Raw genomic sequence first — 23,598 nt, 5'->3', positions numbered from 1 at the left:
GCTCTCACCCAGCAACAGTGCGAGCGGACGGAGAGTGAAGCAAGTGACCTCAGCGCCAATCCGGGTCGGAGTCCTCGGTGCCAAGGGCAAGGTGGGCCGGGCGATCTGCGAGGCCGTCAAGGCCGCCGCGGACCTCGAGCTGGTCGCGCAGGTCGACACCGGCGACCGCATCGAGACGTTCGTCGACACCCGAACCCAGGTCGTCGTCGACTTCACCCACCCCGATGTGGTGATGGCCAACCTGGAGTTCCTGGTCGCCAACCGCATCCATGCGGTCGTCGGGACCACCGGCTTCGACGACGCCCGGCTGGCCACCGTGCAGTCATGGCTGGCGGAGAACCCCGAGGTGGGCGTGCTGATCGCGCCGAACTTCGCCATCGGTGCGGTGCTGTCGATGCGGTTCGCCGAGCAGGCCGCGCGTTTCTTCGACTCGGTCGAGGTCATCGAGCTGCACCACCCGAACAAGGCCGACGCTCCGTCGGGTACCGCCTACCGCACCGCCGCGCTGATCGCGGCGGCACGCGAGAAGGCGGGACGCGGGCCGAGCCCGGACGCGACCAGCACCGAGCTCGAGGGTGCGCGCGGTGCGGACGTGAACGGGGTAAGGGTGCACTCGGTCCGCCTCGCGGGACTCGTTGCGCACCAGGAGGTTCTGCTCGGAACCCAGGGTGAGACGCTGACCATCCGGCACGATTCGATCGACAGGAACTCCTTCGCGCCCGGCGTTCTGCTCGGTGTCAGGGAGATCGCAGGCCGTCCCGGTCTCACAGTCGGTATCGACCCCCTGCTGGACCTGTGAAGAACGACGTCACCAAGGTCGTCGTCACCATCGCGGCGATCGTCCTCGCGCTCGGCTTCTACTTCGTGCTGCTCGGCCAGCGCGGCCTGGACCTGATCCGGGAGGGGGGAGTGGCGCCGATCGGACTCGGCATCGGCGTGCTGCTGCTGCCGGTACTGGGTGTCTGGATCGTCGTCGTGACGTTGCGCGCCGGATTCCAGCACCAGCACCTCGCGCAGCGGATCGCGGACGAGGGGCTCGAGCTCGATGTGTCGGAGCTGCCGAGGCGCCCATCCGGCCGGATCGACAGGGATGCCGCGGATCAGCTCTTCGCACAGGTGAAGTCGGAGTGGGAGGCCGATCCGGACAACTGGCGGAACTCGTACCGGCTCGCGCGGGCGTACGACTACGCGGGCGATCGGGGCCGGGCCCGCGACACCATGCGCCGGGCCGTCGCGCTGGAGCAGGCCGAGCGCGAGCGGGGCTGACCCGCTCCGCCGCCCGGTCTCGGCCGTACTCTGAACCACGTGACGGACGAGCGCAGGCAGCCAACCCTTTTGGTCGTGCACCGCACGCCCTCACCCGCCACCCGTGAGTTGCTCGAATCGGTGCTCGGCGGTGCCAACGACCCGGAGTTCGAGGGCGTCACCGTGCGCTCGCTGCCCGCGCTCGGGGCCACCATCCCGGATCTGCTGGGTACTAGGCCGACTCACCTGCGTACTGGGAGGTTCACCGCGTGCCACGCCTGCTGATCGTTCATCACACGCCGTCTCCGTTCATGCAGGCGATGTTCGAGGCGGTGGTGTCCGGGGCGACGGACCCGGAGATCGAGGGCGTGGAGGTCGTGCGCAGGGCTGCGCTCGCGGTGTCGCCTACCGACGTGCTGGAAGCCGACGGATACCTCCTCGGCACCCCGGCCAACCTCGGATACATGAGTGGCGCCCTCAAACACGCATTCGATGTCATCTACTACCCCTGCCTCGACTCGACGCGCGGGCGGCCGTTCGGCCTGTACCTGCACGGCAACGAGGGCACCGAGGGTGCGGAGCGGGGCGTCACTTCGATCACGACGGGCATGGGGTGGGTGAAGGCCGCTGACTACGTGGTGGTGTCGGGCAAGCCGTCCAAGAGCGACCTCGACGCGTGCTGGGAACTCGGCGCGACCGTTGCCGCTCAGTTGATGGGGTAAAGGCACCGCTCGCCATGACCAACCCTCTCGTCTAGACAAACTGCCGCCTCCCGAGTTCACACTGCGCCAGCCATTCTCGTGCCGAGGTCAGACGGAGGCCAGAACCGCTGCCGTGCGTCGCCCTACATCGTCTCGCAGATGCCCGCGCCCGCGAACTCTGTTACGAGTTGGGGGCGACCGTCGCGGTGACGCTGGCGCAAGCGCGAGGGTGAACCGGGCGGCGGTGTGCGTCGGATGTCGGACCCCGGTGGCAGGGTGGGGACATGCTGGAGATGACGGCTGCCGCCGCCAGGCGAACTGCGCTGGCCGCGCAGGGGTTCGCCGATGCCCGCCCGTCCGCCGCGCCCACCCGCAGGCATCTGCTCAAGGCCGTCGGTAGGACCTCGCTGCTGCAGATCGATTCGGTCTCGGTGGCCGTGCGTGCGCACTACATGCCGGTGTTCAGCCGGATCGGCGCCTACGACCGTGGCCTGCTGGACGACGCCGCGTGGCGGCACACCACCGCGAAGCCCCGTGCGCTCGTCGAGTACTGGGCACACGAGGCGGCGCTGATCCCGGTGGGGGACTGGCCGCTGCTGCGGTGGCGGATGCGTGCCTACGCAGGCGGTCGCTGGGCAGGGGAACGCAAGGTGCTCGAGCGGAACCCCGCTCTGATCCGTGACATCCTCGACGTGATCTCGGCGGTGGGGTCTGCCAGCGCGGGCGACATCGAGCGGCACCTCGAGATCGACCGGGGTCGCAGGGCCGGTCCGTGGTGGGATCGCAGCGATACCAAGGTCATCTGTGAGCAACTCTTCGCGGCGGGTGCGCTGTCGGTGGACAGGCGGGTCGGCTTCGTCCGGCATTACGACCTCGCCGACCGGGTGCTCCCCGCAGGCGTCGTGTCCAGCCGGATCGACGACGAGGACGCGGTGCGCGAGCTGATCCGTCGCGCCGCGCGGTCGCTCGGTGTCGGAACGGAGCCGGACCTGCGCGACTACTACCGGCTCTCGCGTGCCCAGGCCGCCGCCGCGATCGCGGACCTGGTGGAGGAGGGGACCCTGGTCCCGGTGACCGTGCGCGGCTGGGGAGCGCCCGCCTATCGCCACGTCGAGGCGCGGACACCGCGCCGGATCACCGGGGCGGCGTTGCTGTGCCCGTTCGACCCGCTCGTGTTCTTCCGTCCTCGGACCGAACGGATCTTCGACTTCCACTACCGGCTCGAGATCTACACGCCCCAGCACAAGCGGGTGCACGGGTACTACGTGTTCCCGTTCCTGCTCGACGGCGAGTTGGTCGCCCGGGTGGACCTCAAGGCCGACCGCGGGGCGGACGCCCTCCACGCGCTCGGCGCCTTCGCGGAGGGCGAGCACGGGCACGGGCGCGTGGGGGAGTCGCTGGCGTCGTCGCTGCGCGAGATGGCGGACTGGCTGGGACTCTCGGACGTCAGGGTCGGCGAGCGCGGCGATCTCGCCGCCGCGCTCGCCGACCGGGTCTGATCACCCGGATCGGAACCGGTTGTCGGTCAGAAGGTTTCGAGGAACTTCGTCAGGCCCTTCGAGGCCGTTTCGAGGGCGATCTTCTGTCCGCGCTTGACGATGAACCCGGGCATCGGGATCTTGAGGTCGACGGTCAGGTCGAAGGTCACGTTCGTGCCGTCGCCGTCCGCGACGAGCGTGTACGAGCCGTCCTGGGTCTTCTGTTGGTCGCTCTGGACGAGGGTCCAGCTCACCTTCTCGTCGCCGACCCACTGGTAGTCCACGACCTGCTCGTCGTTGACACCCAGCACCGAGACCTTCATGCGCACGCGCAGCGGCCTGCCGTCGGGGTGGGTGCTCTCGACGATCACCGCCTTGTGCGAGGACGACCACTCCGGCACGCGTTCGACCGCGACGATCGCCGCCATGACCTTGGCCGGGTCGGCCTTGATGTGGAATTCCTTGTTACCTGACACGGCCATCGGGCCCACCCCTTTGTGCGGTTGCGTCCAAACTCAGTGCGTCATTACATCATTCCGAGACGGTCCTGGGTTGCGGACGCGCGTCCAGGTCAGTCCTCCGTGCGCCTGCCCTTGCGGACCTGGTCCCGAAGCGCGCCCTGGACGGCCTGCGACACCCAGGAGTTCAGCGACATCCCGTTCTGGGACGCGGCCTCCTCCGCGCGGGATTTCATCTGATCCACCAGGCGTAGGGTCACCCGGGAGATGTCACCGGTGACGTCGTCGATGGCGTCATTGACGTAGTCGCTCGTCGTGCTCTCGCCGCGCGGTCCCGATCCGGGGCGCGCCGCGCGAGCCACCTCGACGTGTGCTCGATCGCCGTCGAGTCGCACGTGCACCGTGCGGTCGCCGAGTGCGGTCGACGCCTCGGCCGCCAGGTCGGAGAGCGCGGACAACAGCATCAGTCGCGCCGATTTCTCGGCCGCGACGGCCAGTGCCTCGGCGATTCTCTTGGTGTTCTCGTCGCCGAGCGCGGCCGCAGCGACGAGGTCCTCGCGCAGGGTGGTGGTGTACTCCGACAGGTCCATGACGTCATTGTGACGTCATTGGCGACGTCGGTCAAGGCGTCATGGCGTCAGGCGGGCGGCTTCGACTTCGGGTATAGGGTGCGGTGATTCCCGAGCAGGACGCAGTAGGACCGAGCAGGCCCAGGAAGGAACGCAGTGCGGCAAGCGGTGTCTCTGAAAGTGCAACTCATCGCGAAGACGGAGTTCGCCCCGCCGGCGGATGTGCCGTGGGAAACCGATGCCGACGGCGGCGAGGCGCTGGTCGAATTCGCCGGTCGGGCCTGCTATCAGAGCTGGTCGAAGCCGAACCCGCGGACCGCGACCAACGCCGGCTACCTGCGTCACCTGCTCGAGGTCGGGCACCTGTCGGTCCTCGAGCACGGCAGCGTGAGCTTCTACATCACGGGGATCTCGCGCTCCTGCACGCACGAGTTGATCCGGCACCGGCACCTCTCGTACTCCCAGCTCTCGCAGCGGTCGGTCACCGAGCGGGACGCCAATGTCGTGGTGCCGCCCGCCGTGGTCGGTGACCCCGAGCTCGAAGCGCTGTTCGTCGCGGCGACCGACGCCAGTCGCGCCGCCTATGTCGAGCTGCTCGAGGCGCTCGAGACCAAGCTCGCGCACGTCCCGAACGGGTCGGTGCGGGCGCGCCAGGCACGGCAGGCGGCCAGGTCCGTGTTGCCCAACGCGACCGAGACCAGGGTGGTCGTCACCGGCAACTATCGGGCCTGGCGGCATTTCATCGCTATGCGTGCCTCCGAGCACGCCGACGTGGAGATTCGCAGCCTGGCAATCGAATGCTTGCGTCAGCTCACCGCGGCGGCACCGAATGTGTTCGGCGACTTCGAGATCACAACCCTCGCGGACGGCACCGAGATCGCGGTCAGCGAGTTCGACAACCGGGACTGAGCGGGGCGATTCGGCACCGGCACTGCGGTGTTCAATCTTCACCTGGGCACCGGGTAACCTTCTGACCATGACCAACGGTGAATCCGCCCCCGTCGAGCATCCGTTCGGCACCATCCTGACCGCGATGGTGACCCCGTTTACCGGCGACGGGAAGCTGGACGTCGATGCGGGCGTTCGGCTGGCGACGCACCTCGTCGACGGCGGCTGCGACGGGTTGGTGCTCGCGGGCACCACCGGTGAATCTCCCACCACCACGGAGAACGAGAAGCTCGAGCTGATGCGCGCGGTCATCGACGCCGTCGGCAGCAGGGCCAAGATCATCGCGGGCGCCGGCAGCAACGACACCGCGCACAGCGTCGAGCTGGCGCGCGACGCCGCTCGGGCGGGCGCGCACGGACTGCTCGTCGTCACCCCGTACTACTCCAAGCCGCCGCAGTCGGGCCTGCTCGCGCATTTCACCGCGGTCGCCGACGCGACGGACCTGCCCGTGATGCTCTACGACATCCCGCCGCGCTCGGTGGTGCCGATCGAGACCGAGACGATCTACCGGCTCGCGGAGCACCCGAGGATCCTGGCGGTCAAGGACGCGAAGGGCGACCTGAACGCGGGTGCCGAGCTGATCGCGAACACCGACCTGCAGTTCTTCTCCGGCGACGACCCGCTGAACCTGCCGTGGCTCTCCGTTGGTGCCACCGGTTTCGTCAGCGTGATCGGTCACCTCGCCCCACAGCGCCTGCGCGAGCTGCGCGATGCGTTCCTGGCGGGCGACAACGACCGGGCCCGCGAGATCAATGTGAGCCTGCTCCCGCTGATCCGTTCGCTCGGCCGTCTCGGCGGCGTCTCGGCCTCGAAGGCCGGACTGCGACTGCAGGGCATCGACGTCGGTGACCCGCGACTGCCACAGGTGCCGCCCGGCCCGGAGCAGGTCGAGGTCCTCGCGGCCGATCTGCGCGCGGCAGGGGTGCTGTCATGACCCGTCCGCCGCGCCGTCGCAGCGCCAGCCGCCAGGCCGGACCCCCGTCCCCCGCCGCGGCACCCGAGGCCGCCCCGCAGCAGCAGGCGCCCGCCCCCGCACCCGAGCAGGCGCAGCAGCAGCCGCAGGCCGAGTCGGCACCGGCGGCCCAGGAACAGGCACCCAAGCGTCGCCGCGGTGGCGCGAAGGCGCAGGGGGGCGCCGCCGCCAAGTCGCAGGGTGGCAACGCCCCCAAGTCCCGGTCGCAGGGCGGATCGGGACGTCCGCAGCGTCAGCCGAAGAACGCGGGCGGCGGGCAGCGCCCGGACGGCCGCCTCGGCGTCGACCCGACCGAACGGCTCGGCCTGCCGCCGAAGGCGCCGCGGGGTGGCCTGCGTGTCGTCGCGCTCGGCGGCATCGGCGAGATCGGCCGCAACATGACCACCTTCGAGCATCAGGGCAAGATCCTGATCGTCGACTGTGGTGTGCTCTTCCCCGAGGACCAGCAGCCGGGTGTCGACCTGATCCTGCCGGACTTCAACTACATCGAGGACCGGATGGCGGACGTCGAGGCCGTTGTGCTCACGCACGGCCACGAGGACCACATCGGCGCGATCCCGTTCCTGCTGCGCCTGCGTCCTGACCTGCCGGTGATCGGCTCGAAGTTCACCCTTGCCCTGGTCGCGGCCAAGTGCCGCGAGCACCGGCAGCGGCCGAACCTGATCGAAGTCATCGAGGGCCAGCGCACCCAGCACGGGCCGTTCGAGTGCGAGTACTTCGCGGTCAACCACTCGATCCCCGATGCGATCGCCGTCGCGATCCGCACCTCCGCGGGCATCGTGCTGCACACCGGCGACATCAAGCTGGACCAGTTGCCGCTCGACGGCAGGCTCACCGACCTCGCCGGATTCTCGCGGCTCGGCGACGAGGGCGTCGACCTGTTCCTGGTGGACTCGACCAACGCCGAGGTGCCGGGCTTCGTGACCCCCGAGCGTGAGATCGGCGGCGTGCTCGACAACGTCATCGGCAAGGCGAAGCAGCGCGTCATCGTCGCGTCGTTCGCCAGCCACGTGCACCGCATCCAGCAGGTGGTGGACGTCGCGGTGCGCTACAACCGCCGGATCGCGTTCGTCGGGCGGTCGATGGTCCGGAACATGCAGATCGCGCAGGACCTCGGCTACCTGTCCGTTCCCGACGGCGTCGTGGTTGACATCGACACCGCGGCGAACCTGCCCGACGATCGGCTGGTGCTGATCTCGACGGGGTCGCAGGGCGAGCCGCTCTCGGCGCTGTCGCGGATGGCGCGCGGCGAGCACCGGCAGATCAACGTCCGGGCCAACGACCTCGTGGTCCTGGCGTCCTCGCTGATCCCGGGCAACGAGAACTCGGTGTTCGCGGTGGTCAACGGTCTCGCCAAGCGCGGCGCCACGGTCGTCACGCAGCAGAGCGCGAAGGTGCACGTCTCCGGTCACGCCTCGGCGGGGGAGCTGCTGTACCTGTACAACGCGGTCCGGCCGACCAACGCGATGCCGGTGCACGGCGAGTGGCGCCACCTGCGGGCCAATGCCGCGCTGGCCAAGGCGACCGGCGTGCCCGAGGATCGGGTGGTGCTGGCCGAGGACGGCGTCGTGGTCGACATGGTCGACGGCCTCGCGGAGATCGTCGGTCGCGTCCCGGTCGGACACGTCTACGTGGACGGACTCTCGGTCGGCGATGTCGGTGACTCGACCCTCTCGGACCGCCTCGTGCTCGGCGAGGGCGGTTTCATCTCGATCTCGCTCGCCGTCGACACGCATACCGGCAAGGCCGTGAGTACCCCCGTGGTGCACGGTCGCGGCTTCTCCGACGATCCGGCGGCACTCAAGGAGGCCGCCGTGCTCGTCGAGGCGGAACTCGCCCGGCTCGCGGCCGAGGGCATCACCGACACCCATCGGATCGCGCAGGCGGTTCGGCGCGTGGTCGGTCGCTGGGTGGCGGACAAGTACCGGCGTCGGCCGATGATCGTGCCGACCGTCATCGGCGTCTAGCCACCGCGCCGAGAACCTCTCGCGACGGCCGGCCCGGTTCGATCACCGGGCCGGCCCGCGCGTAGTGGTGTCAGAACAGCAGTCGCCACAGTCCGATCAGGCCGACGGCGACGATGACCCCCCGGAGCGCGTTGGGGGAGAGCCGCCGGCCGTACCGGGCGCCGACGGTTCCGCCGACCAGTGATCCGACGGCGATGAGTCCCGCTGCAGCCCAACTGATCCGGTCGAAGGCCACCAGTGTGTACGCCGTGGCGGCGACGAGGTTGACGAGAAGCGAGAGCAGGTTCTTCGCGGCGTTCATCCGCTGCATCGACTCCGGCAGCAGGGCGCCCATCACGCCCACCAGCAGGATTCCCTGCGCGGCCGTGAAGTAGCCGCCGTACACACCGACGGCGAAGGTGCCCGCGGTCAGCGCCGCCATCCGCCCCGGCCCGACGTGCCCGGCGGTCCGGCCCTGCGCCTCCGCCCGCTCCCTGGCCCAGGCCTGGATCCGCGGACCGGCGACCACCAGGAACAGCGCGAGCACCAACAGCACCGGCACGATCGTGACGAACGCCTTCTCGGGCAGATGGAGCAGCAGCCAGGCGCCGAGGCCTGCTCCCGCGAGCGACGCCGGGATCTGCCAGCGCAGCCGGTCCCATTGGCCGCGGAGTTCGCGGCGGTATCCCCAGGTGCCCGAGACGCCGCCCGCAACCAGGCCGACCGCATTCGACATCGTCGCGACAACCGGCGGATAACCGAACGCGACAAGGGTGGGAAAGGTGATCAGCGTTCCCGAGCCGACGAGGGCGTTGATCGCTCCCGCTCCGAAACCGGCGAGGGCGATAACGATCATCTCGGTGATGGGCACCGAAGGGACGGTACTGGGTGCGTGTCAGCGCGCGGTCGGGCCCGCTCGGCAGTAGCGTGGCGGCCATGAAACTGGCCCATGACGAGCGCCTGGCGCTCGTGGTCACGATGGCCGAGTTCGGGCCCGACGCGCCCACGCTGTGCGGCCAGTGGACCGTCCGGGATCTGGCCGCGCACCTGGTGCTGCGCGAACGACGGCCCGATGCGGCCGCGGGCATCATGGTCTCCGCCCTGTCCGGTTACACCGAGCGGGTACAGGCGTCGATTGCCGGCGGGTCCTTCGAGGACCTGCTCGAACAGATCAGGACGGGTCCGCCCGTGTGGTCCCTGATGCGGCCGTTCGACGAGCAGCTGAACCTGGCCGAGATGTTCGTCCACCACGAAGACGTGCGACGCGGTGGCGAGGACTGGGCGCCCAGGTCCCTCGATCCGGCCTGGGCGGGTCCGCTGTGGGCGCTGGCCCGACGGATGGGCAGGCGCGCGTATCGAAAAGCGACGTGCTCGGTCGTGTTGGAGCGTCCGGACGGGAAACGGGCCACGGTGCGCAGCGCGGACGGCGAGACCGTGGTGCTGCGCGGCGACCCCGCGGAGCTCGCCCTGCACGCCTTCGGACGTGACGCGGTCCTGATCGAGGCCGAGGGCCCCGATCAGGCGGTCCAGGGTGTGATGTCGCTCGATCGCGGCATCTAGATGTAGGTGGCGGCCGCCGCGACCGCCGGTTCGGGCATGTGTGCCTGCTTCGGCAGCAGCAGTGGGGTGGCGAGCAGGAGAACGCCGGACATGGCGATCGCGGTCAGCGGGCTGGTGAGCGTCGCGAGGACGCCCCAGATCACCACGAGGGTGGCCTGGGCGAGTTTGCTGCTGACACTCCATGCGGTGAGGACTCGTGCGGCGTGATCGGCTGGAGTGCGCTGCAGGCGTTCCGTCGCGTTGATGGGGTTGAAGATGCCCATGCAGGTGATCAGCAGGCCCTCGACGACGATGACCGTGAGGAGTCCGGCGATGCCGGGTTGGGTGAACGCGAGACCGAGCGGGAAGATCGAGCGCAGCCGACCGGAGACGACCATCACCCGGTGCCTGCCGTAGCGGGTCACGAGGCGTGGTGAGAGGCGGGCACCCGCCAGGCCCCCGAGCGCCGGGATGCCGAAGGCGAGACCGTATTGCCAGGCGGGGAACCGGTATTCGCCGAGCAGGAGGACCGCCAGGAGCGGAACGGTGGCCATGATCAGGCCGCTCACCAGGATCGAGTTGAGGAACAGGCGCCGTAGCGCGGGGTCGTGGAGGATGAATCGCCAGCCGCCGAGAAGATCGGTGGCGCTCCGCCCGGTGACCGGCTCGCGGGGCGCTGCGACGTCGTCGCCCCGGATGCGGAGGACCCCGACCGCGGACAGCAGAAAGCTGAGGGCATCGGCGGCGACGGTGACGACCGGGCCGAGGAGCCCGATGAGCGCTCCGCCGAGGGGCGGGCCCGCCGCGGTCGCCACCCAGCTCGTGCCCTCGAATCTCCCGTTCGCGACGAGGAGGTGGTCGCTGTGGACGAGGTGTTTCAGGTACGCGCCGGAGGCGGCGGTGAAGACGATGCTCGAGGTTCCCGAGACGACCGAGACGGCGAGAAGTTGGCCATAGCTCAGCAGACCGAGGAAGTACGCGATCGGAACGCTCGCCATCGCGAGGAACCGGGCCAGGTCCGTCGCGATCATCACCGGCCGTTTGGCCCGGTGTTCGACCCACGTCCCGAGCGGGATCGCAACGATCGCCGAGACGGTCAGCCCGGCCGCCTCGAGCAGCGAGACGGCGAATGCCGGTGAGTGCAGCACCTCGACCGCGATGAGTGGGAAGGCTCCGAAGGCGATCCATGTGCCGTAGGTGCTGACGGCGTAGGCCGACCACAGCAGGCCGTAGTCCCGTCCCAGTTGCGCGCGCATGCGACTCCTTCGTGACAACCGATGGTTTGCTCGCGGAATCACAGCAGCGGTGTCGGCACACGATCAAACAACCGGCTCCCCGGCGAGCCACAACGATCGGTTGGGCACACCTACGGTGGTCGAATGGATACCGAGGCAGTGCGATCGTTCGTCCGCGCGGCCGAGCTCGGCCAGCTGCAACACGCGGCCAACGAGCTGGGCGTGACGCAACAGGCCGTCTCCAAGCGGATCGCGGCCCTGGAACGGGAGCTCCAGGTCCGCCTGTTCACCCGGACCGCCCGCGGGGTCGAGCTGACCATCGACGGCCAGGCGTTTCTTCCGCACGCACGAAGCATCGTCACGGGCGTCGAGCGCGCCATCACCGCGATCAGACCTGGCTCGCGGGCCCTTCGGATCGACGTCCTCGGCCTGCGATCCGCGCAGGCCGTTGTCCTGCACGACTACTGGCGCTCGCATCCCGAGACCGACCTCGACGTGGTGACCCTCAAGGTCAACGACCCGCGTGTGGCGGTTGCCGCCGTCGAGGCAGGCGAGATCGACGCCTCGTTCCGCACGGTGACCGATCCGGCCACGTTGCCGCGGGACGTGCACATGATCCACGCCTTCGACTCGCCGCTGGAACTCCTCGTCGGCCCGAGACATCCCCTCGCCTCCGCGCGAACGCTGACGCCACCGCAGCTGCGCCGGCATCGGATCTGGGTGCCGGGCATCGCGGCCGGCAGCGAATGGTCGGAGTTCTACGATCAGCTCGCCACCGAATTCGACCTCCGCATCGACGCCGCGGGCCCGCACTTCGGCGATGAAGTGCTCTTGGACACCCTCGCGGACTCCGCGGACGTGGCGACCCTCGTCGGGGCGCGCGACCGGTACATCTGGCCGACGAACCACGACCTGCGCCGCATCCCGATCGTGAATCCGACGATCGCGTACCCGCTCTCGCTGGTCCTCCCCAGAACCCCTCACCCCGGGCTACGGGCGATCATCGACCACTTCGGAAGCCTGACGCCGCTTCCGGAGGCGACCTGGCGTCCGTCCTGGGCAACGACCCGACGCTAAAAGCCCTGTTGCGGGTGTTGCGGATGGTCCTGATGGGGCCGCAGCGACTAACCTGACGTGCATGGCAGGTAAGACCGGGACCCGAACTACCAAGAGCGCATCATCCTCGCCGCGGTCCTCCGCGAGCGCAGGATCGTCGGCGTCGGGCGGTTCCAAGGGGCGGTCGGGTGGCCGGACGACCAAGACGGTGACCACCCCGCGCAAGCCGACGGCGCCGCGCGGCAACGCGCAGGCGGCCAGGCGCAAGCCGGCGGCGAAGCCGCCGGTGAGCCCGCTCAAGGCGGCCGGGCGCGGGCTGGGCCGCGGCTGGGCTCTGATGGCGCGCGGTGTCGGCGCGACGACAAGGACGGTCAGCAAGGCCGCCGACATCGAGCCCGGTCATCGCCGGGACGGGATCGCGCTGGGACTGGTCGCGGGAAGCGTGGTCGTCGCGGCCGCCATGTGGTTCGCCGCGGGTGGCCCGGTCGGTGACTGGCTCGAGACCGGAGTGCGGGCGCTGTTCGGCGGTGCGGGCGCGGTGCTGCCGATCCTCGCGGGCGCGATCGCGGTGGTGCTGATGCGTTCGGAACCGCACCCGGAGGTGCGGCCGCGGCTGATCCTCGGTTCGCTGCTGATCGGGTTGCCCGCACTCGGCGTGTGGCACGTCATCAGCGGGGCGCCCGTCGATGCCGAGGGCCGGGCGGGCGCGGCGGGATTCCTCGGGTATGTCATCGGTGGACCGCTGACCGACGGCCTCACCATGTGGCTCTCCATCCCGCTGCTGATCCTGGCGATGGGGTTCGGCGTCCTGCTGGTCACCGGCACCACCGTGCGTGAGGTGCCGGAGCGGATGCGGGCGCTGTTCGGCGTGCACGGTCACGGCGACGAGTACGAGCCGTACGACCCCGAGGACGGCTACGACCACGGTTACGGGGACCAGGGGCACGACGATCTAGAGGACCTGCGAAACCTGCGACCGGCACGCCGATCCCGTCGGGCGAGCCAGGACCCAACGGACTTCGACCCGGCGCTGTTCGATGCCGACGGGTATCCCGTGGACGACGGCGGCGGACCGGCCACGAACTATCCGATCGACGAGACCGCGAACGAGGCGGTCACCGAGGTCATCGCGGCGCCGCCCGCCGCTCCGGTGCCCCCGGCCCGTCCGCGACCGAAGCCCAAGCCTGCCCCGGCCCCGGCCCCGGCCGAGGCCGAGGACGCGACGCCCGCGATGCTGATCCCGGACCGCGTCATCGAGGGCGACTACACGTTGCCGCCGACGTCGCTGCTGATCGAGGGCGACCCGCCGAAGACCCGCAGCTCGGCCAACGACACCATGATCGAGGCCATCACCGAGGTGCTCGAGCAGTTCAAGATCGACGCCGCGGTCACCGGTTTCACCCGCGGCCCGACGGTCACCCGCTACGAGGTCGAGCTCGGCCCCGGCGTCAAGGTCGAGAAGATCACCGCGCTGGCCCGCAACATCGCGTACGCGGTTGCGACCGACAACGTCCGGTTGCTCGCGCCGATCCCCGGCAAGTCCGCGGTGGGTATCGAGGTGCCGAACTCGGACCGGGAGATGGTGCGGCTGGCGGACGTGCTGTCGGCACCGTCGACCCGGAAGGATCACCACCCACTGGTGATCGGCCTCGGCAAGGACATCGAGGGCAACTTCGTCAGCGCCAACCTGGCGAAGATGCCGCACCTGCTGGTCGCGGGTTCGACTGGCTCCGGTAAGTCCAGCTTCGTCAACTCCATGCTGGTCTCGCTGCTCGCCAGGGCCACCCCGGACGAGGTCCGGATGATCCTGATCGACCCGAAGATGGTGGAACTGACCCCGTACGAGGGCATCCCGCACCTGATCACGCCGATCATCACCCAGCCGAAGAAGGCGGCGGCCGCACTGGCGTGGTTGGTCGAGGAGATGGAGCAGCGCTACCAGGACATGCAGGCCAACAAGGTCCGGCACGTCGACGACTTCAACAAGAAGGTCAGGTCTGGGGAGATCACGGCGCCGCTCGGCAGTGAACGCGTCTACCGGCCGTACCCGTACATCCTCGCGATCGTCGACGAGCTCGCGGACCTGATGATGACCGCGCCGAGGGACGTGGAGGAGGCGATCGTCCGGATCACGCAGAAGGCGCGCGCGGCAGGCATCCACCTCGTGCTCGCCACCCAGCGCCCGTCGGTGGACGTGGTCACCGGCCTGATCAAGACCAACGTGCCCTCGCGCCTTGCGTTCGCGACCTCCTCGCTCACGGACTCGCGGGTCATCCTCGACCAGCCGGGTGCGGAGAAGCTGATCGGCATGGGCGACGCGCTGTTCCTGCCGATGGGGGCGGGCAAGCCGACCCGTCTGCAGGGCGCCTTCATCACCGATGAAGAGATCACCGCGATCGTCGACTTCTCCAAGAACCAGGCCGAGCCCGAGTACACCGAGGGTGTCACGGCCTCGAAGGCGGCGGACAAGAAGGACGTCGACCCCGACATCGGCGACGACATGGACGTGCTGCTGCAGGCCGTGGAGCTGGTGGTCACGAGCCAGTTCGGATCCACCTCCATGCTGCAGCGCAAGCTCCGGGTCGGCTTCGCCAAGGCGGGTCGCCTGATGGACCTGATGGAGACCAGGGGAGTGGTCGGTCCAAGCGAGGGCTCCAAGGCCCGCGAGGTGTTGATCAAGCCCGACGAGCTGGACGGGCTGCTCTGGTCGATCCGCGGCGGGGACCCGGAGTCCGAGCCCGAGGACTGAGTCGGCCGGGCCCGCGCCGGACCGGCGGGCCCGCCGATTTGTGGTTGAATGAACGAGCCTTGGAGGGGAGTATCCCCCACTTCTGTGGCAGCCTCGTCAGCACGAACGGCACCATTGCCGCTCCGGGGTTGCCGGTCGACTGCACCGTCGGCGGGAGAGACCTCCGGTGCCCTACCTATCGGCAACCGGAGGTCGTTGGCTGATGCATGTCACTCCGCTCATCTGGATCGTCACCATATTGGTGATCCTCGGGCTCTTCGTATTCGATTTCTTCGCGCATGTGCGAACCCCCCACGAGCCCACCTTCCGCGAATCCGCCTTCTGGTCGGCGGTCTACATCGGTATCGCGATCCTGTTCGGCTTCGTGATCATCTGGGGCTGGGGCGGCACCTACGGCGGTGAGTATTTCGCCGGATACGTCACCGAGAAGGCCCTCTCGGTCGACAACCTGTTCGTGTTCGTCATCATCATGTCGACGTTCGCGATCCCCCGTCAGTACCAACAGAAGGTGCTGTTGATCGGCATCGTGATGGCTCTGGTGATGCGCGGCGCCTTCATCGCCGTCGGCGCGGCGGCCATCAACGCCTACAGCTGGGTGTTCTACCTGTTCGGCCTGTTCCTGGTGTACACGGCGTACAAGCTGATCAAGGAGGCCGGGCACGAGGCCGAGGTGGAGGAGGAACGCGAGAGCAAGATCATCGCGATCGCCAAGCGGTTCCTGCCCACCACCGAGGAGTTCGACGGCGACCGGCTGACCACGAAGATCGACGGCAAGCGCCTGGTGACGCCGCTGTTCCTCGCGCTCGTCGCGATCGGCTTCACCGACATCCTTTTCGCGCTGGACTCGATCCCCGCGATCTACGGCCTCACCAAGGAGCCGTACATCGTGTTCACCGCGAACGCCTTCGCGCTGATGGGCCTGCGGCAGCTGTACTTCCTGATCGGCGGTCTGCTCGAGCGCCTGGTCTACCTGTCCTACGGGCTGTCGATCATCCTCGCCTTCATCGGCGTGAAGTTGGTCCTGCACGCCCTGCACGAGAACACCCTGCCGTTCATCAACGGCGGCGAGCACGTGAGCGTCCCCGAGATCTCCACGGGACTCTCGCTGCTCGTGATCCTCGGTGTACTGGTGGTGACCGCGGTGGCGAGCCTGCTCAAGACCCGCAACACCGCGGCCAAGTCCTGACGGTCGACACCCACTGAACCCGACGCGGCCCCGGCACCGAGGACAGGTGCCGGGGCCGCGTCGTCGTGTGCGCCGCTACCGGTCGCTGAACTGGCCCATCACCGGAACCCATTCGGTGAACCGTGCGGCCTCGACGAGGCCCGCCCTCGCGAAGGGGTCGTTCGTGAAGAGCGAGCGCGCGGCCGCGACGTCGTCGGCCGCCACCAGGATCAGCGCGCCGCTGCCGTCCGCGAACGGCCCCGTGGTCAGCACGACGCCGCTGTCGACGAGTCCGGACAACCACGCGCGGTGGTCGGGCCGGACCTCGTCCCTTGCGGCGGCGGTGGCCTCGCTGTAGGTGTACTCGACGGCGACGATGGGCATGAGGGCTCGCTTTCGGGAGGGGTGGGCGGGGTCTAGAGGGTGAGGAGCATCCGGGTGTTGCCGAGGGTGTTCGGCTTCACGTAGCTCAGGTCGAGGAACTCCGCCACGCCGGTGTCGTAGGAGCGGCACATCTCGCCGTACACCTCCGCGGTAACCGGGGTTCCCTCGATCTCGACGAAACCGTGCTTTCCGAAGAAGTCGACCTCGAAGGTGAGCACGAATACGCGGCCGAGCTCGAGCTCGCGTGCGACCTGGACGAGCTGCGCGACCACGAGGTGGCCGATGCCACGGCCCTTGACCTTGGGATCGACCGCGACAGTGCGCACCTCGCCGAGGTCGGCCCACAGGACATGCAGTGCGCCGCAACCGATCACCTCGCCGTCGAGTTCGACGATCCAGAACTCCTGAACGGCCTCGTAGAGGGTCACCAGGTTCTTCTCGAGCAGGATCCGGCCCGCGTAGATGTCGATCAGGCGCTTGATCTGTGGCACGTCGGAGGTTCGCGCGCGGCGGACGGTCGGAGCGTCCGGATCGGAGGTGATGGGCCCAGAGGTCATGTGGTGCAGAGTAGTCATGGGTCCAACCGATATTCTTAGCCATGTGCCCGCCCCACTCGACAGCCTCCGCGACGAAACCCCCTTCGACGGGGTGGCGTCGCGCGCCGCGTTGGTGATGGCCCGGTGACCGCGCAGTCGCACGACGAGATGGCGTCCGGCGGGCATCCGGACGCGGGGACCGAGGTGTCTCCGGTCCAGGGCGGGGTGCCGCACGAGAAGCCCGTGCCCGTGGTCAACATCGCCAACATCCTCACCGTGCTCCGCATCGTCCTGGTCCCGGTATTCCTGGTGACGCTGTTCATGGACGGTGGACACTCGACCTTCTGGCGGATCATCGCCACGATCGTCTTCGCGGTTGCCGCGATCACCGACCGGATCGACGGCCAACTCGCGCGCAAGTACGGACTGGTCACCGACTTCGGCAAGCTCGCCGATCCCATCGCCGACAAGGCTCTGATCGGTGCCGCGCTGGTGGGCCTGTCGGTGCTCGGCGACCTCAGCTGGTGGGTCACGGCGATCATCGCGGCCCGCGAACTCGGGATCACCCTGATGCGGTTCGCGGTCCTGCGGCACGGCGTGATCCCCGCGGGACGAGGGGGCAAGCTCAAGACCCTGGTGCAATCCCTGGCCATCGGCATGTACCTGCTGCCGCTGCCCGCAGGTTGGGCGACGGCGAGCGCCATCGCGATGGGCCTGGCGGTCTTCCTCACCGTCGCGACCGGTCTGGACTACGTGATCCAGGCGGTCCGGCTCAGGGCGGGCGTGCACCCACACGAACCCGGGTCATGACCGACCCTCTGGTCGCCGGGACCGAGGCGGCCGATCTGGTGTCCGCACTCACCTCGCGGGGCCAGACGGTCGCCACCGCGGAGTCGCTGACCGCGGGGCTGCTCGCGGCCACGATCGCCGGGATTCCGGGCGCGAGCCTGGTGTTGCGCGGCGGGCTGGTGGTGTACGCGACGGATCTCAAGGCCGGCCTCGCTGGCGTCGATCCCGGGGTCCTGGCATCGGACGGTCCGGTGGCCGCGAGTACGGCCCGGGCGCTGGCGGTCGGCGCGCTGGCTCGGTGCGGGGCCGACTGGGGAGTGGGATTGACCGGCGTCGCGGGGCCCGACCCGCAGGACGGGCAGCCGGTCGGCACGGTGTATCTCGGCATCGCCGGTCCCGACGGCGTCTCGGCGGAGCGGCTCGAACTCGCCGGTGACCGGTGGGCGATTCGCAGCGGAGCGGTCCGATCCGCCGTGTCGGCACTCCTAGTCCACATGCGCGCGGCCCCGGCGGGATAGGCTCGGTTTGCTCAAGTCGCGGCCACCGGGAACCATTTCGGATCCCTCGGGCGTTGAACAAGCTGTTGGGCGGAGATGAAGGAGGAGCCACATGGCGGTGCTGTTGCGTGAAGCAATCGGTGACAGTCTGCGGCGTGCGAGGGTCTCGCAGAGCCGAACGCTGCGTGAGGTCTCGGGCACGGCGCGCGTGAGCCTCGGCTACCTCTCCGAGGTGGAACGCGGGCGCAAGGAGGCCTCCAGCGAGCTGCTGGCGGCCATTTGCGATGCCCTCGAAGTGCCCCTGTCCGAGGTTCTGTACGACGTCAGTGAGTCGCTGTCGGACTCCGCCGTCGACCGTGGCGCCCCGATGGACCCGAAGGTGGCCACCGCGAGCGCGAGCTCCGCTGTGACGGGCGGTTCACCTCGGATCGCCGAGGACACCCGCATGGTCATCCCGGCGCCGAACGCCACCGCGCTCGCCGCTGCGTAAGTTTTCGACACATCGGACCGTGGCTGAGATGTCAGCGGCCGTCCGAACCGATAGATTTGTGTGTGACCACCAGTGCTGGACTGGTGGGGTCCGACCAGCAGGTAGGGCAGTGCCCGTGTTCCGGTGCGTGACGGTCGCGCATCGGGTCGCGCATCGCGCGGCGCATCAAATGGAGGCAGGATCAACCCATGGCTAATCCGTTCGTCAAGGCATGGAAGTACCTGATGGCGCTCTTCAATGCGAAGATCGACGAGAAGGCCGACCCGAAGGTTCAGATTCAGCAGGCGATCGAGGACGCGCAGCGTCAGCACCAGGCACTTTCCCAGCAGGCCGCGTCGGTGATCGGCAACCAGCGCCAGCTGGAGATGAAGCTCAGCCGTCAGCTCGACGAGGTCGAGAAGCTCAACGCCAATGCCCGTCAGGCGGTCACGCTGGCGGATCAGGCCGCCACGGCCGGTGACGTCGAGAAGGCCACCCAGTACACCAATGCCGCCGAGGCGTTCGCCGCGCAGCTCGTCACCGCAGAGCAGGGCGTCGAGGACCTCAAGGTGCTGCACGATCAGTCGCTGCAGGCCGCCACCCAGGCCAAGAAGGCCGTCGAGCAGAACGCGATGGCCCTGCAGGCCAAGGTCGCGGAGCGGACCAAGCTGCTCAGCCAGCTCGAGCAGGCCAAGATGCAGGAGAAGGTCAGCGACTCGCTGCGCTCGATGGACAGCACGCTCGCCGCGCCCGGCAACACCCCGAACCTGGACGAGGTCCGCGACAAGATCGAGCGTCGTTACGCGGATGCGCTCGGCTCGGCCGAGCTGGCGCAGAACTCGGTGCAGGGTCGCATGATGGAGGTCCAACAGGCCAGCATCCAGATGGCCGGGCACAGCCGGCTCGAGCAGATCCGGGCCTCGATGAAGGGCGACGCGCTGCCCGCCGGCGGCACGGCGGCCCCCGCGGCTGCCCCCGCCACCCCTGCTGCTCCCGCCACCCCTGCGGCCAAGCCGGATGCCGCGGGACCTGCCGCGCAGTAGTCGCGTGGTCCGACGAGGGTGAGATGACGAGTTCGAGGCGCGGCCGATCGGGAAGTGATTCCCGTTCGGCCGCTTCCTTTTTCGCAGCCGCGGCGAACGGCGCCGGTGTGGTCGCTGCCGGCGAGGTCGCCCGCACCGTGAGCGGGTCGGTGGCGTCGGCCGTGCGGAAATGGTCCGATCCCCGCGAGAAGTTGCTCCGCAAGCGGCGCCGCGCCAACCGGCGTCGGGTGCGGTACGGGGCGGTCTCGGGTGCCTCGGCGGTGGGGACCGTCGGCCTTGTCGCGGCGTCGGCGCCGGAGTGGTCGCTGATCGTGGGCGGCGGGGCCACCGCACTGTTCGCGGTTCCGGCGGTCGCGGCATGGCGAACCTATCGGCGGCTCAACGGGATTCCGCTGCCCGCGCGCACCCCGGTGCGACGGGCACTGCCGCCAGTCGGGTCGGCGGCCCGCGAGCCGGTCGGCCGGCTGCTCGGTGCGCAGACCGGCCTGCAGGAGCTGTTGGGGGTGCTCACCAGGTCCGCCGTCGTCGCGGAGGAGGACATCGAGCAGATCGGTGACACCGCGGCGTCGGCCGCCGAGGCGCTGTTCGCCGTGGCCGACGATGTCATCGCGATGGAGCGCGCGGGTTCGACCACGGCCGGGCTGCAGCTCGGGGACACGATCGACGCCACGGCCGCCCGGCTGTCGGCGGGCGTGGAACAGTACGAGGAGCTCCTCGCCTCGGTGGCGAAGATGACGGTGCCCGCCACGGCTGATTCGCTCGGGGCCCTCGAAAGGCAGCGGTCCGAGATGCTCTCGGCATCGGATCGCCTGGAGGGATGGGCCGGGGCGCTCGAGGAGATCGAGGCGATCAGGCGCAGGCACCGCGTCTAGTCGTCGACCCCGCGCGCCGCCAGTGCCTCGCCCATCGCATCGGCGGTCCGCAGCGCGCCCACCACGACGGGAACCGCGAGTGCGCGCAGCGAGAACCCAAGGCCCCTGGCCTTTCTCGCCTCGGTCACGTCGGACACGAGGCCGCTGAGCAGGGGAATGCACCGGAGGGTCATGGCGAGGACCAGTCCCACCCGATCCGGGTTGACACCGAACCGCCGCAGCGGCGCCAGCATTCGCGCCACCGCGTCCAGCATGTCCATCACCTTGGTGGTCAGCGTGACCAGGGCGGCGAGTGCCACGGACAGCAGCAGCACCCCGCACACCACGAAGGCTCGGCGCCAGCCGGTGAAGATCACCTGGAACGCCCCGACGAACGTCAGCATCCACAGCACCGTGCGCAGTTGTGCGAGCGCGAGGCGGACCGGGATCCGCGCCAGCGCGAAGCCGGCCACGACCAGCGCCGTGGCCGGGATCAGCTGCCAGGGCGACCGCACCGCCGCCGCGAGCGCTATCAGTGCCACGACCAGACCCGCGAGCTTGGCCCCGGCGGGCGCTCGCTGCAGCAGCGAGGCCCCCGGGTGGTAGATGCCGAGCGTGGTCATCCGATCAGTCGCCGGTAGAAGCCGATCGCCTCGTTCGGGGCGCCGTCCGCGACCACCCGGCCCGAATCGATCACCAGCACCCGGTCGAAATCGCCGAGCAGGTCGAGTTGGTGGGTCACCGCGATGACCTGCTGGCGTAGCGCCGCGAAGGTCTCGGCCACCAGCCGGGTGTTGCGCAGGTCGAGCAGTGTGGTCGGCTCGTCGGCGACGATCAGCTCGGGCTCGGTCACCATGATCGCGGCGAGGGCCAGCAGCTGCTTCTGGCCACCGGAGAGCAGATGTGTCGGGTGTTCGGCATGCCCGGCCAGCCCGAACGTCTCGAGCACCGTCGCGACTCGGGTGGCGCGATCGGCGGCGGGAATCGAGCTGCGGCGCAAGGAGAACGCGATGTCCTCCGCGACCGTCGGCATGATGATCTGATGGTCCGGGTCGGTGAACACGAAGCCGACCTTGCGCCGCACCTTGCGGCCCTCGCGCGCGGTGTCGAGACCGTCCACCGTGACCCGGCCGCTGCTCGGCGTCACCAGGCCGTTGATCATCCGGGCCAGGGTGGACTTGCCGCTGCCGTTCGCGCCGATGACCCCGATCCGCGCCTCGGTCAGGACCAGATCGACATCCGCGAGGACGGCGCGCTCACCGTAGTGGTGCGCGACGGACTCGAAGCGGATCTCGGGCATCGGTGCGACTAGGCCGCGTCGACGGGCGTGCGGACCGGTGTCGCCGAGGTCAGCAGCGCGGGGTAGGCGCGGTGAACCTGGGCGGCCACGACCGCCGCGATGACGGCCTTGAGGAGGTCGCCGGGGACGAAAGTGCCGTTGGCGCTCAGCGCCTGCCAGAAGGTGAGGTCGCTGCGGAGCATCATGCCCGCGATGCCGAAGGCGTAAATCACCACGATCCCGCCGAGCGCGTTGATGACGATGCCGATGAAGACGTTGTAGCGGGGCAGCATCTTGACGGTGAGCCAGCCGATCAGCGCGACAGCCGGAATCCAGCCGATGAGGAATCCGCCGGTGACGCTGGACAGGGAGGTGAGCGAGGTCCGGCCGCCCGCGAGCACGGGCAGGGCGAGGCCGAGCACGATGACGGTGAGCACGGTCAGGACGCCCTTGCGGGGCCCGAGCAACGCGCCCGCGACCATCACACCCAGCGTCTGCAGCGTGATGGGGACGCCGGAGGAGCCGATGGTGATCGTGCCGGGCAGCCCGAGGGCGATGATCAGGGCGGCGAACACCGCGACCTGGGCGAGGTCACGAGCGGTGTTGCGGGGTGCGCCTGCGGTGCGTGTAGACACGAGCGGTCGAGCTCCTTGCGAGTACGGGGACAACCCGGTGAGCCTATGCCAGCGGCGCGCACCCGCGGTGGTTCACCCGGACCGCCGCGGCCGCGACGCTCTAGGGGATCACCCTGATCTTTCCCTGATCTTGCCTCTGAGCTGGTGCTTTTGTGGTCGAGTCCTGCCAGGCTGGACGCATCGGGCCGTCAAGTGTGGCGGTCGGAGCGAGCGAACGGAGAACCCGGTGTTCTGGAAGATCGTAGGTATTGTCGCCCTCGTCTGGATCGCGCTTGCCGTGGTCGGCGCGCTGGTCAAGGGGCTGTTCTGGGTTCTGGTCGTCGGTGCGGTGGTGTTCGGCCTGTACCTGCTCTTCAAGGCGATGTCCGACAGCGACACGAAGGACGTCACCCGGCTCTAGCGCGGCGCCGCGCGGTACCGGCCGGGGCCGGGCATGCTGAGGCGCATGGAGCAGATTCCCGAGGACTGGAAGCGGGGCGTCGTCATCGTCGCCCACCCCGACGACATCGAGTACGGGGCCGCCGCCGCGGTGGCCCGCTGGACCGGTCAGGGCAAGGACATCCGGTACGTCCTCGCGACCAGCGGCGAGGCGGGCATCGCGGGCCTGCCGCCCGCCGATTGCGGGCCGCTGCGCGAGGAGGAGGAACGCCGCTCGGCGGCCGTCGTCGGCGTCAGCGAGGTCGAGTTCCTCGGCCACCACGACGGCAGGCTCCAGGAGGGGCTGGAGCTGCGACGCGTTCTGGCGGCCGCGATCCGGCGGCACCGGCCCGAGTTCGTGCTCACCATGAATCATCGTGAGACCTGGGGCCCGGGCTTCCTCAACAGCGCCGATCATCGGGCGCTCGGGCAGAGCGTGCTCGACGCGGTGTCCGACGCGGCCAACGAGTGGATCTTTCCCGAGCTCACCGAACCGCGGTGGACGGGCGTGCGATGGGTCGCGGTCAACGTCATGATCGGGGCAACCCATGCCGTCGACGTCACTGCCACGGTCGACACCGCGGTGGCCTCGCTCGCCGAACACAGCCGGTACCTACAGGCACTCAGCGACGTCCC

At 69.3% G+C, this 23,598-nt stretch carries 28 protein-coding genes; 19 read left to right on the top strand and 9 right to left on the bottom strand.

Translation table 11 applies throughout. The annotated features are described in order from the left end of the window. The first annotated feature begins 43 nt into the window (after window positions 1-43). From dapB to RM1_RS22370, 5 genes are all read left to right on the top strand, one after another. Window positions 44-799 (top strand): 4-hydroxy-tetrahydrodipicolinate reductase, encoded by a 756-nt coding sequence (gene dapB, locus RM1_RS22390; RefSeq protein ID WP_425528665.1) that lies wholly within the window; start codon window positions 44-46, stop codon window positions 797-799. After that, window positions 796-1,266: a hypothetical protein gene (locus RM1_RS22385; RefSeq protein ID WP_072753856.1), complete on the top strand. Its 471-nt coding sequence runs from the start codon at window positions 796-798 to the stop codon at window positions 1,264-1,266. The genes dapB and RM1_RS22385 overlap by 4 nt, the downstream gene beginning before the upstream one ends. A 39-nt stretch (window positions 1,267-1,305) precedes the next feature. After that, complete coding sequence (locus tag RM1_RS22380; protein WP_072753855.1) at window positions 1,306-1,530, top strand: hypothetical protein; 225 nt, start codon at window positions 1,306-1,308, stop codon at window positions 1,528-1,530. A 26-nt stretch (window positions 1,531-1,556) separates the two neighbouring features. Continuing rightward, the gene (locus tag RM1_RS22375; protein WP_072753882.1) at window positions 1,557-1,967 is read left to right on the top strand and encodes a flavodoxin family protein; all 411 of its coding nucleotides are present in this window, start codon (window positions 1,557-1,559) and stop codon (window positions 1,965-1,967) included. 263 nt (window positions 1,968-2,230) lie between these two features. Further along, window positions 2,231-3,445 (top strand): winged helix-turn-helix domain-containing protein, encoded by a 1,215-nt coding sequence (locus RM1_RS22370; protein WP_072753854.1) that lies wholly within the window; start codon window positions 2,231-2,233, stop codon window positions 3,443-3,445. Between the two features lie 26 nt (window positions 3,446-3,471). On the opposite strand, the gene RM1_RS22365 is transcribed toward RM1_RS22370, so the two are convergent. Then, window positions 3,472-3,906 (bottom strand): SRPBCC family protein, encoded by a 435-nt coding sequence (locus tag RM1_RS22365; protein WP_072753881.1) that lies wholly within the window; start codon window positions 3,904-3,906, stop codon window positions 3,472-3,474. A gap of 89 nt (window positions 3,907-3,995) precedes the next feature. After that, entirely contained in the window at window positions 3,996-4,472 is a 477-nt protein-coding gene (locus tag RM1_RS22360; RefSeq protein WP_072753853.1) for a toxin-antitoxin system HicB family antitoxin, read from the bottom strand. 135 nt (window positions 4,473-4,607) lie between these two features. Between RM1_RS22360 and thyX the strand changes: the two genes are divergently transcribed. From thyX to RM1_RS22345, 3 genes are all read left to right on the top strand, one after another. After that, a complete protein-coding gene (gene thyX, locus RM1_RS22355; protein WP_072753852.1) occupies window positions 4,608-5,360 on the top strand; it encodes an FAD-dependent thymidylate synthase in 753 nt (250 codons plus the stop codon). A gap of 67 nt (window positions 5,361-5,427) precedes the next feature. Then, a complete protein-coding gene (gene dapA / locus RM1_RS22350) occupies window positions 5,428-6,333 on the top strand; it encodes a 4-hydroxy-tetrahydrodipicolinate synthase (protein ID WP_072753851.1) in 906 nt (301 codons plus the stop codon). Then, window positions 6,330-8,339: a ribonuclease J gene (locus RM1_RS22345; protein WP_072753850.1), complete on the top strand. Its 2,010-nt coding sequence runs from the start codon at window positions 6,330-6,332 to the stop codon at window positions 8,337-8,339. Before dapA ends, RM1_RS22345 begins: the two co-directional genes overlap by 4 nt. Before the next feature lie 70 nt (window positions 8,340-8,409). Here RM1_RS22345 and RM1_RS22340 read toward each other — a convergent pair whose 3' ends face one another. Beyond that, the gene (locus RM1_RS22340; RefSeq protein ID WP_083576901.1) at window positions 8,410-9,174 is read right to left on the bottom strand and encodes a sulfite exporter TauE/SafE family protein; all 765 of its coding nucleotides are present in this window, start codon (window positions 9,172-9,174) and stop codon (window positions 8,410-8,412) included. Window positions 9,175-9,254: 80 nt separating this feature from the next. Here RM1_RS22340 and RM1_RS22335 point away from each other — a divergent pair, with 80 nt between their 5' ends. Next, the gene (locus RM1_RS22335; protein ID WP_072753880.1) at window positions 9,255-9,878 is read left to right on the top strand and encodes a TIGR03085 family metal-binding protein; all 624 of its coding nucleotides are present in this window, start codon (window positions 9,255-9,257) and stop codon (window positions 9,876-9,878) included. Here RM1_RS22335 and RM1_RS22330 read toward each other — a convergent pair. After that, window positions 9,875-11,113 (bottom strand): MFS transporter, encoded by a 1,239-nt coding sequence (locus RM1_RS22330; RefSeq protein ID WP_072753848.1) that lies wholly within the window; start codon window positions 11,111-11,113, stop codon window positions 9,875-9,877. The two genes, RM1_RS22335 and RM1_RS22330, sit on opposite strands and share 4 nt — an antisense overlap. A gap of 123 nt (window positions 11,114-11,236) precedes the next feature. Between RM1_RS22330 and RM1_RS22325 the strand changes: the two genes are divergently transcribed. The 3 genes from RM1_RS22325 to RM1_RS22315 all read left to right on the top strand — a co-directional run bounded on the left by RM1_RS22325 (window position 11,237) and on the right by RM1_RS22315 (window position 16,083). Further along, window positions 11,237-12,169 carry a LysR family transcriptional regulator gene (locus RM1_RS22325; protein ID WP_072753847.1) on the top strand — a complete coding sequence of 311 codons (933 nt, stop codon included), beginning with the start codon at window positions 11,237-11,239 and terminating at the stop codon, window positions 12,167-12,169. Window positions 12,170-12,230: 61 nt separating this feature from the next. Continuing rightward, window positions 12,231-14,897 carry a DNA translocase FtsK gene (locus tag RM1_RS22320; RefSeq protein ID WP_174562991.1) on the top strand — a complete coding sequence of 889 codons (2,667 nt, stop codon included), beginning with the start codon at window positions 12,231-12,233 and terminating at the stop codon, window positions 14,895-14,897. A 202-nt stretch (window positions 14,898-15,099) separates the two neighbouring features. Beyond that, complete coding sequence (locus RM1_RS22315; RefSeq protein ID WP_072753846.1) at window positions 15,100-16,083, top strand: TerC family protein; 984 nt, start codon at window positions 15,100-15,102, stop codon at window positions 16,081-16,083. A gap of 75 nt (window positions 16,084-16,158) precedes the next feature. Here the strand turns inward: RM1_RS22315 and RM1_RS22310 are convergent, their stop codons facing one another. Together RM1_RS22310 and RM1_RS22305 are read right to left on the bottom strand one after the other, a co-directional pair. Then, complete coding sequence (locus tag RM1_RS22310) at window positions 16,159-16,446, bottom strand: YciI family protein (protein WP_072753845.1); 288 nt, start codon at window positions 16,444-16,446, stop codon at window positions 16,159-16,161. A 32-nt stretch (window positions 16,447-16,478) separates the two neighbouring features. Beyond that, the gene (locus RM1_RS22305; protein WP_072753844.1) at window positions 16,479-17,003 is read right to left on the bottom strand and encodes an amino-acid N-acetyltransferase; all 525 of its coding nucleotides are present in this window, start codon (window positions 17,001-17,003) and stop codon (window positions 16,479-16,481) included. A gap of 147 nt (window positions 17,004-17,150) precedes the next feature. Here RM1_RS22305 and pgsA point away from each other — a divergent pair, with 147 nt between their 5' ends. From pgsA to pspM, 5 genes are all read left to right on the top strand, one after another. Further along, window positions 17,151-17,792 (top strand): CDP-diacylglycerol--glycerol-3-phosphate 3-phosphatidyltransferase, encoded by a 642-nt coding sequence (gene pgsA, locus RM1_RS22300; protein ID WP_083576900.1) that lies wholly within the window; start codon window positions 17,151-17,153, stop codon window positions 17,790-17,792. Next, complete coding sequence (locus RM1_RS22295; protein ID WP_072753843.1) at window positions 17,789-18,289, top strand: CinA family protein; 501 nt, start codon at window positions 17,789-17,791, stop codon at window positions 18,287-18,289. Before pgsA ends, RM1_RS22295 begins: the two co-directional genes overlap by 4 nt. A gap of 91 nt (window positions 18,290-18,380) precedes the next feature. Next, window positions 18,381-18,758 (top strand): helix-turn-helix domain-containing protein, encoded by a 378-nt coding sequence (locus RM1_RS22290; protein ID WP_072753842.1) that lies wholly within the window; start codon window positions 18,381-18,383, stop codon window positions 18,756-18,758. A 188-nt stretch (window positions 18,759-18,946) separates the two neighbouring features. Beyond that, window positions 18,947-19,780 carry a PspA/IM30 family protein gene (locus RM1_RS22285; RefSeq protein WP_072753841.1) on the top strand — a complete coding sequence of 278 codons (834 nt, stop codon included), beginning with the start codon at window positions 18,947-18,949 and terminating at the stop codon, window positions 19,778-19,780. A 107-nt stretch (window positions 19,781-19,887) separates the two neighbouring features. Next, window positions 19,888-20,652, top strand: a complete 765-nt coding sequence (pspM, locus tag RM1_RS22280; RefSeq protein WP_072753840.1) for a phage shock envelope stress response protein PspM — start codon at window positions 19,888-19,890, stop codon at window positions 20,650-20,652. Here the strand turns inward: pspM and RM1_RS22275 are convergent. The 3 genes from RM1_RS22275 to RM1_RS22265 are packed head-to-tail and all read right to left on the bottom strand — an operon-like array spanning window position 20,649 to window position 22,545. After that, entirely contained in the window at window positions 20,649-21,254 is a 606-nt protein-coding gene (locus tag RM1_RS22275) for an energy-coupling factor transporter transmembrane component T family protein (protein ID WP_072753839.1), read from the bottom strand. The genes pspM and RM1_RS22275 overlap by 4 nt on opposite strands. After that, complete coding sequence (locus RM1_RS22270; RefSeq protein ID WP_072753838.1) at window positions 21,251-21,931, bottom strand: energy-coupling factor ABC transporter ATP-binding protein; 681 nt, start codon at window positions 21,929-21,931, stop codon at window positions 21,251-21,253. The genes RM1_RS22275 and RM1_RS22270 overlap by 4 nt, the downstream gene beginning before the upstream one ends. An 8-nt stretch (window positions 21,932-21,939) precedes the next feature. Continuing rightward, window positions 21,940-22,545 (bottom strand): biotin transporter BioY, encoded by a 606-nt coding sequence (locus RM1_RS22265; RefSeq protein WP_072753837.1) that lies wholly within the window; start codon window positions 22,543-22,545, stop codon window positions 21,940-21,942. A 226-nt stretch (window positions 22,546-22,771) separates the two neighbouring features. Here RM1_RS22265 and RM1_RS26485 point away from each other — a divergent pair, with 226 nt between their 5' ends. Both RM1_RS26485 and RM1_RS22260 read left to right on the top strand, forming a co-directional pair. Beyond that, window positions 22,772-22,945, top strand: a complete 174-nt coding sequence (locus tag RM1_RS26485) for a hypothetical protein (RefSeq protein WP_169310579.1) — start codon at window positions 22,772-22,774, stop codon at window positions 22,943-22,945. A 45-nt stretch (window positions 22,946-22,990) separates the two neighbouring features. Beyond that, window positions 22,991-23,598: PIG-L deacetylase family protein (locus RM1_RS22260; protein WP_072753836.1), on the top strand; the 608-nt coding region annotated here is incomplete at its 3' end.

It is taken from the genome of Rhodococcus maanshanensis NBRC 100610 (assembly GCF_001894865.1).
Lineage (GTDB): Bacteria > Actinomycetota > Actinomycetes > Mycobacteriales > Mycobacteriaceae > Rhodococcus_G > Rhodococcus_G maanshanensis.
The sequence above is the reverse complement of the archived record's forward strand: the minus strand, read 5'-3'. Positions and strand labels throughout refer to the sequence as shown.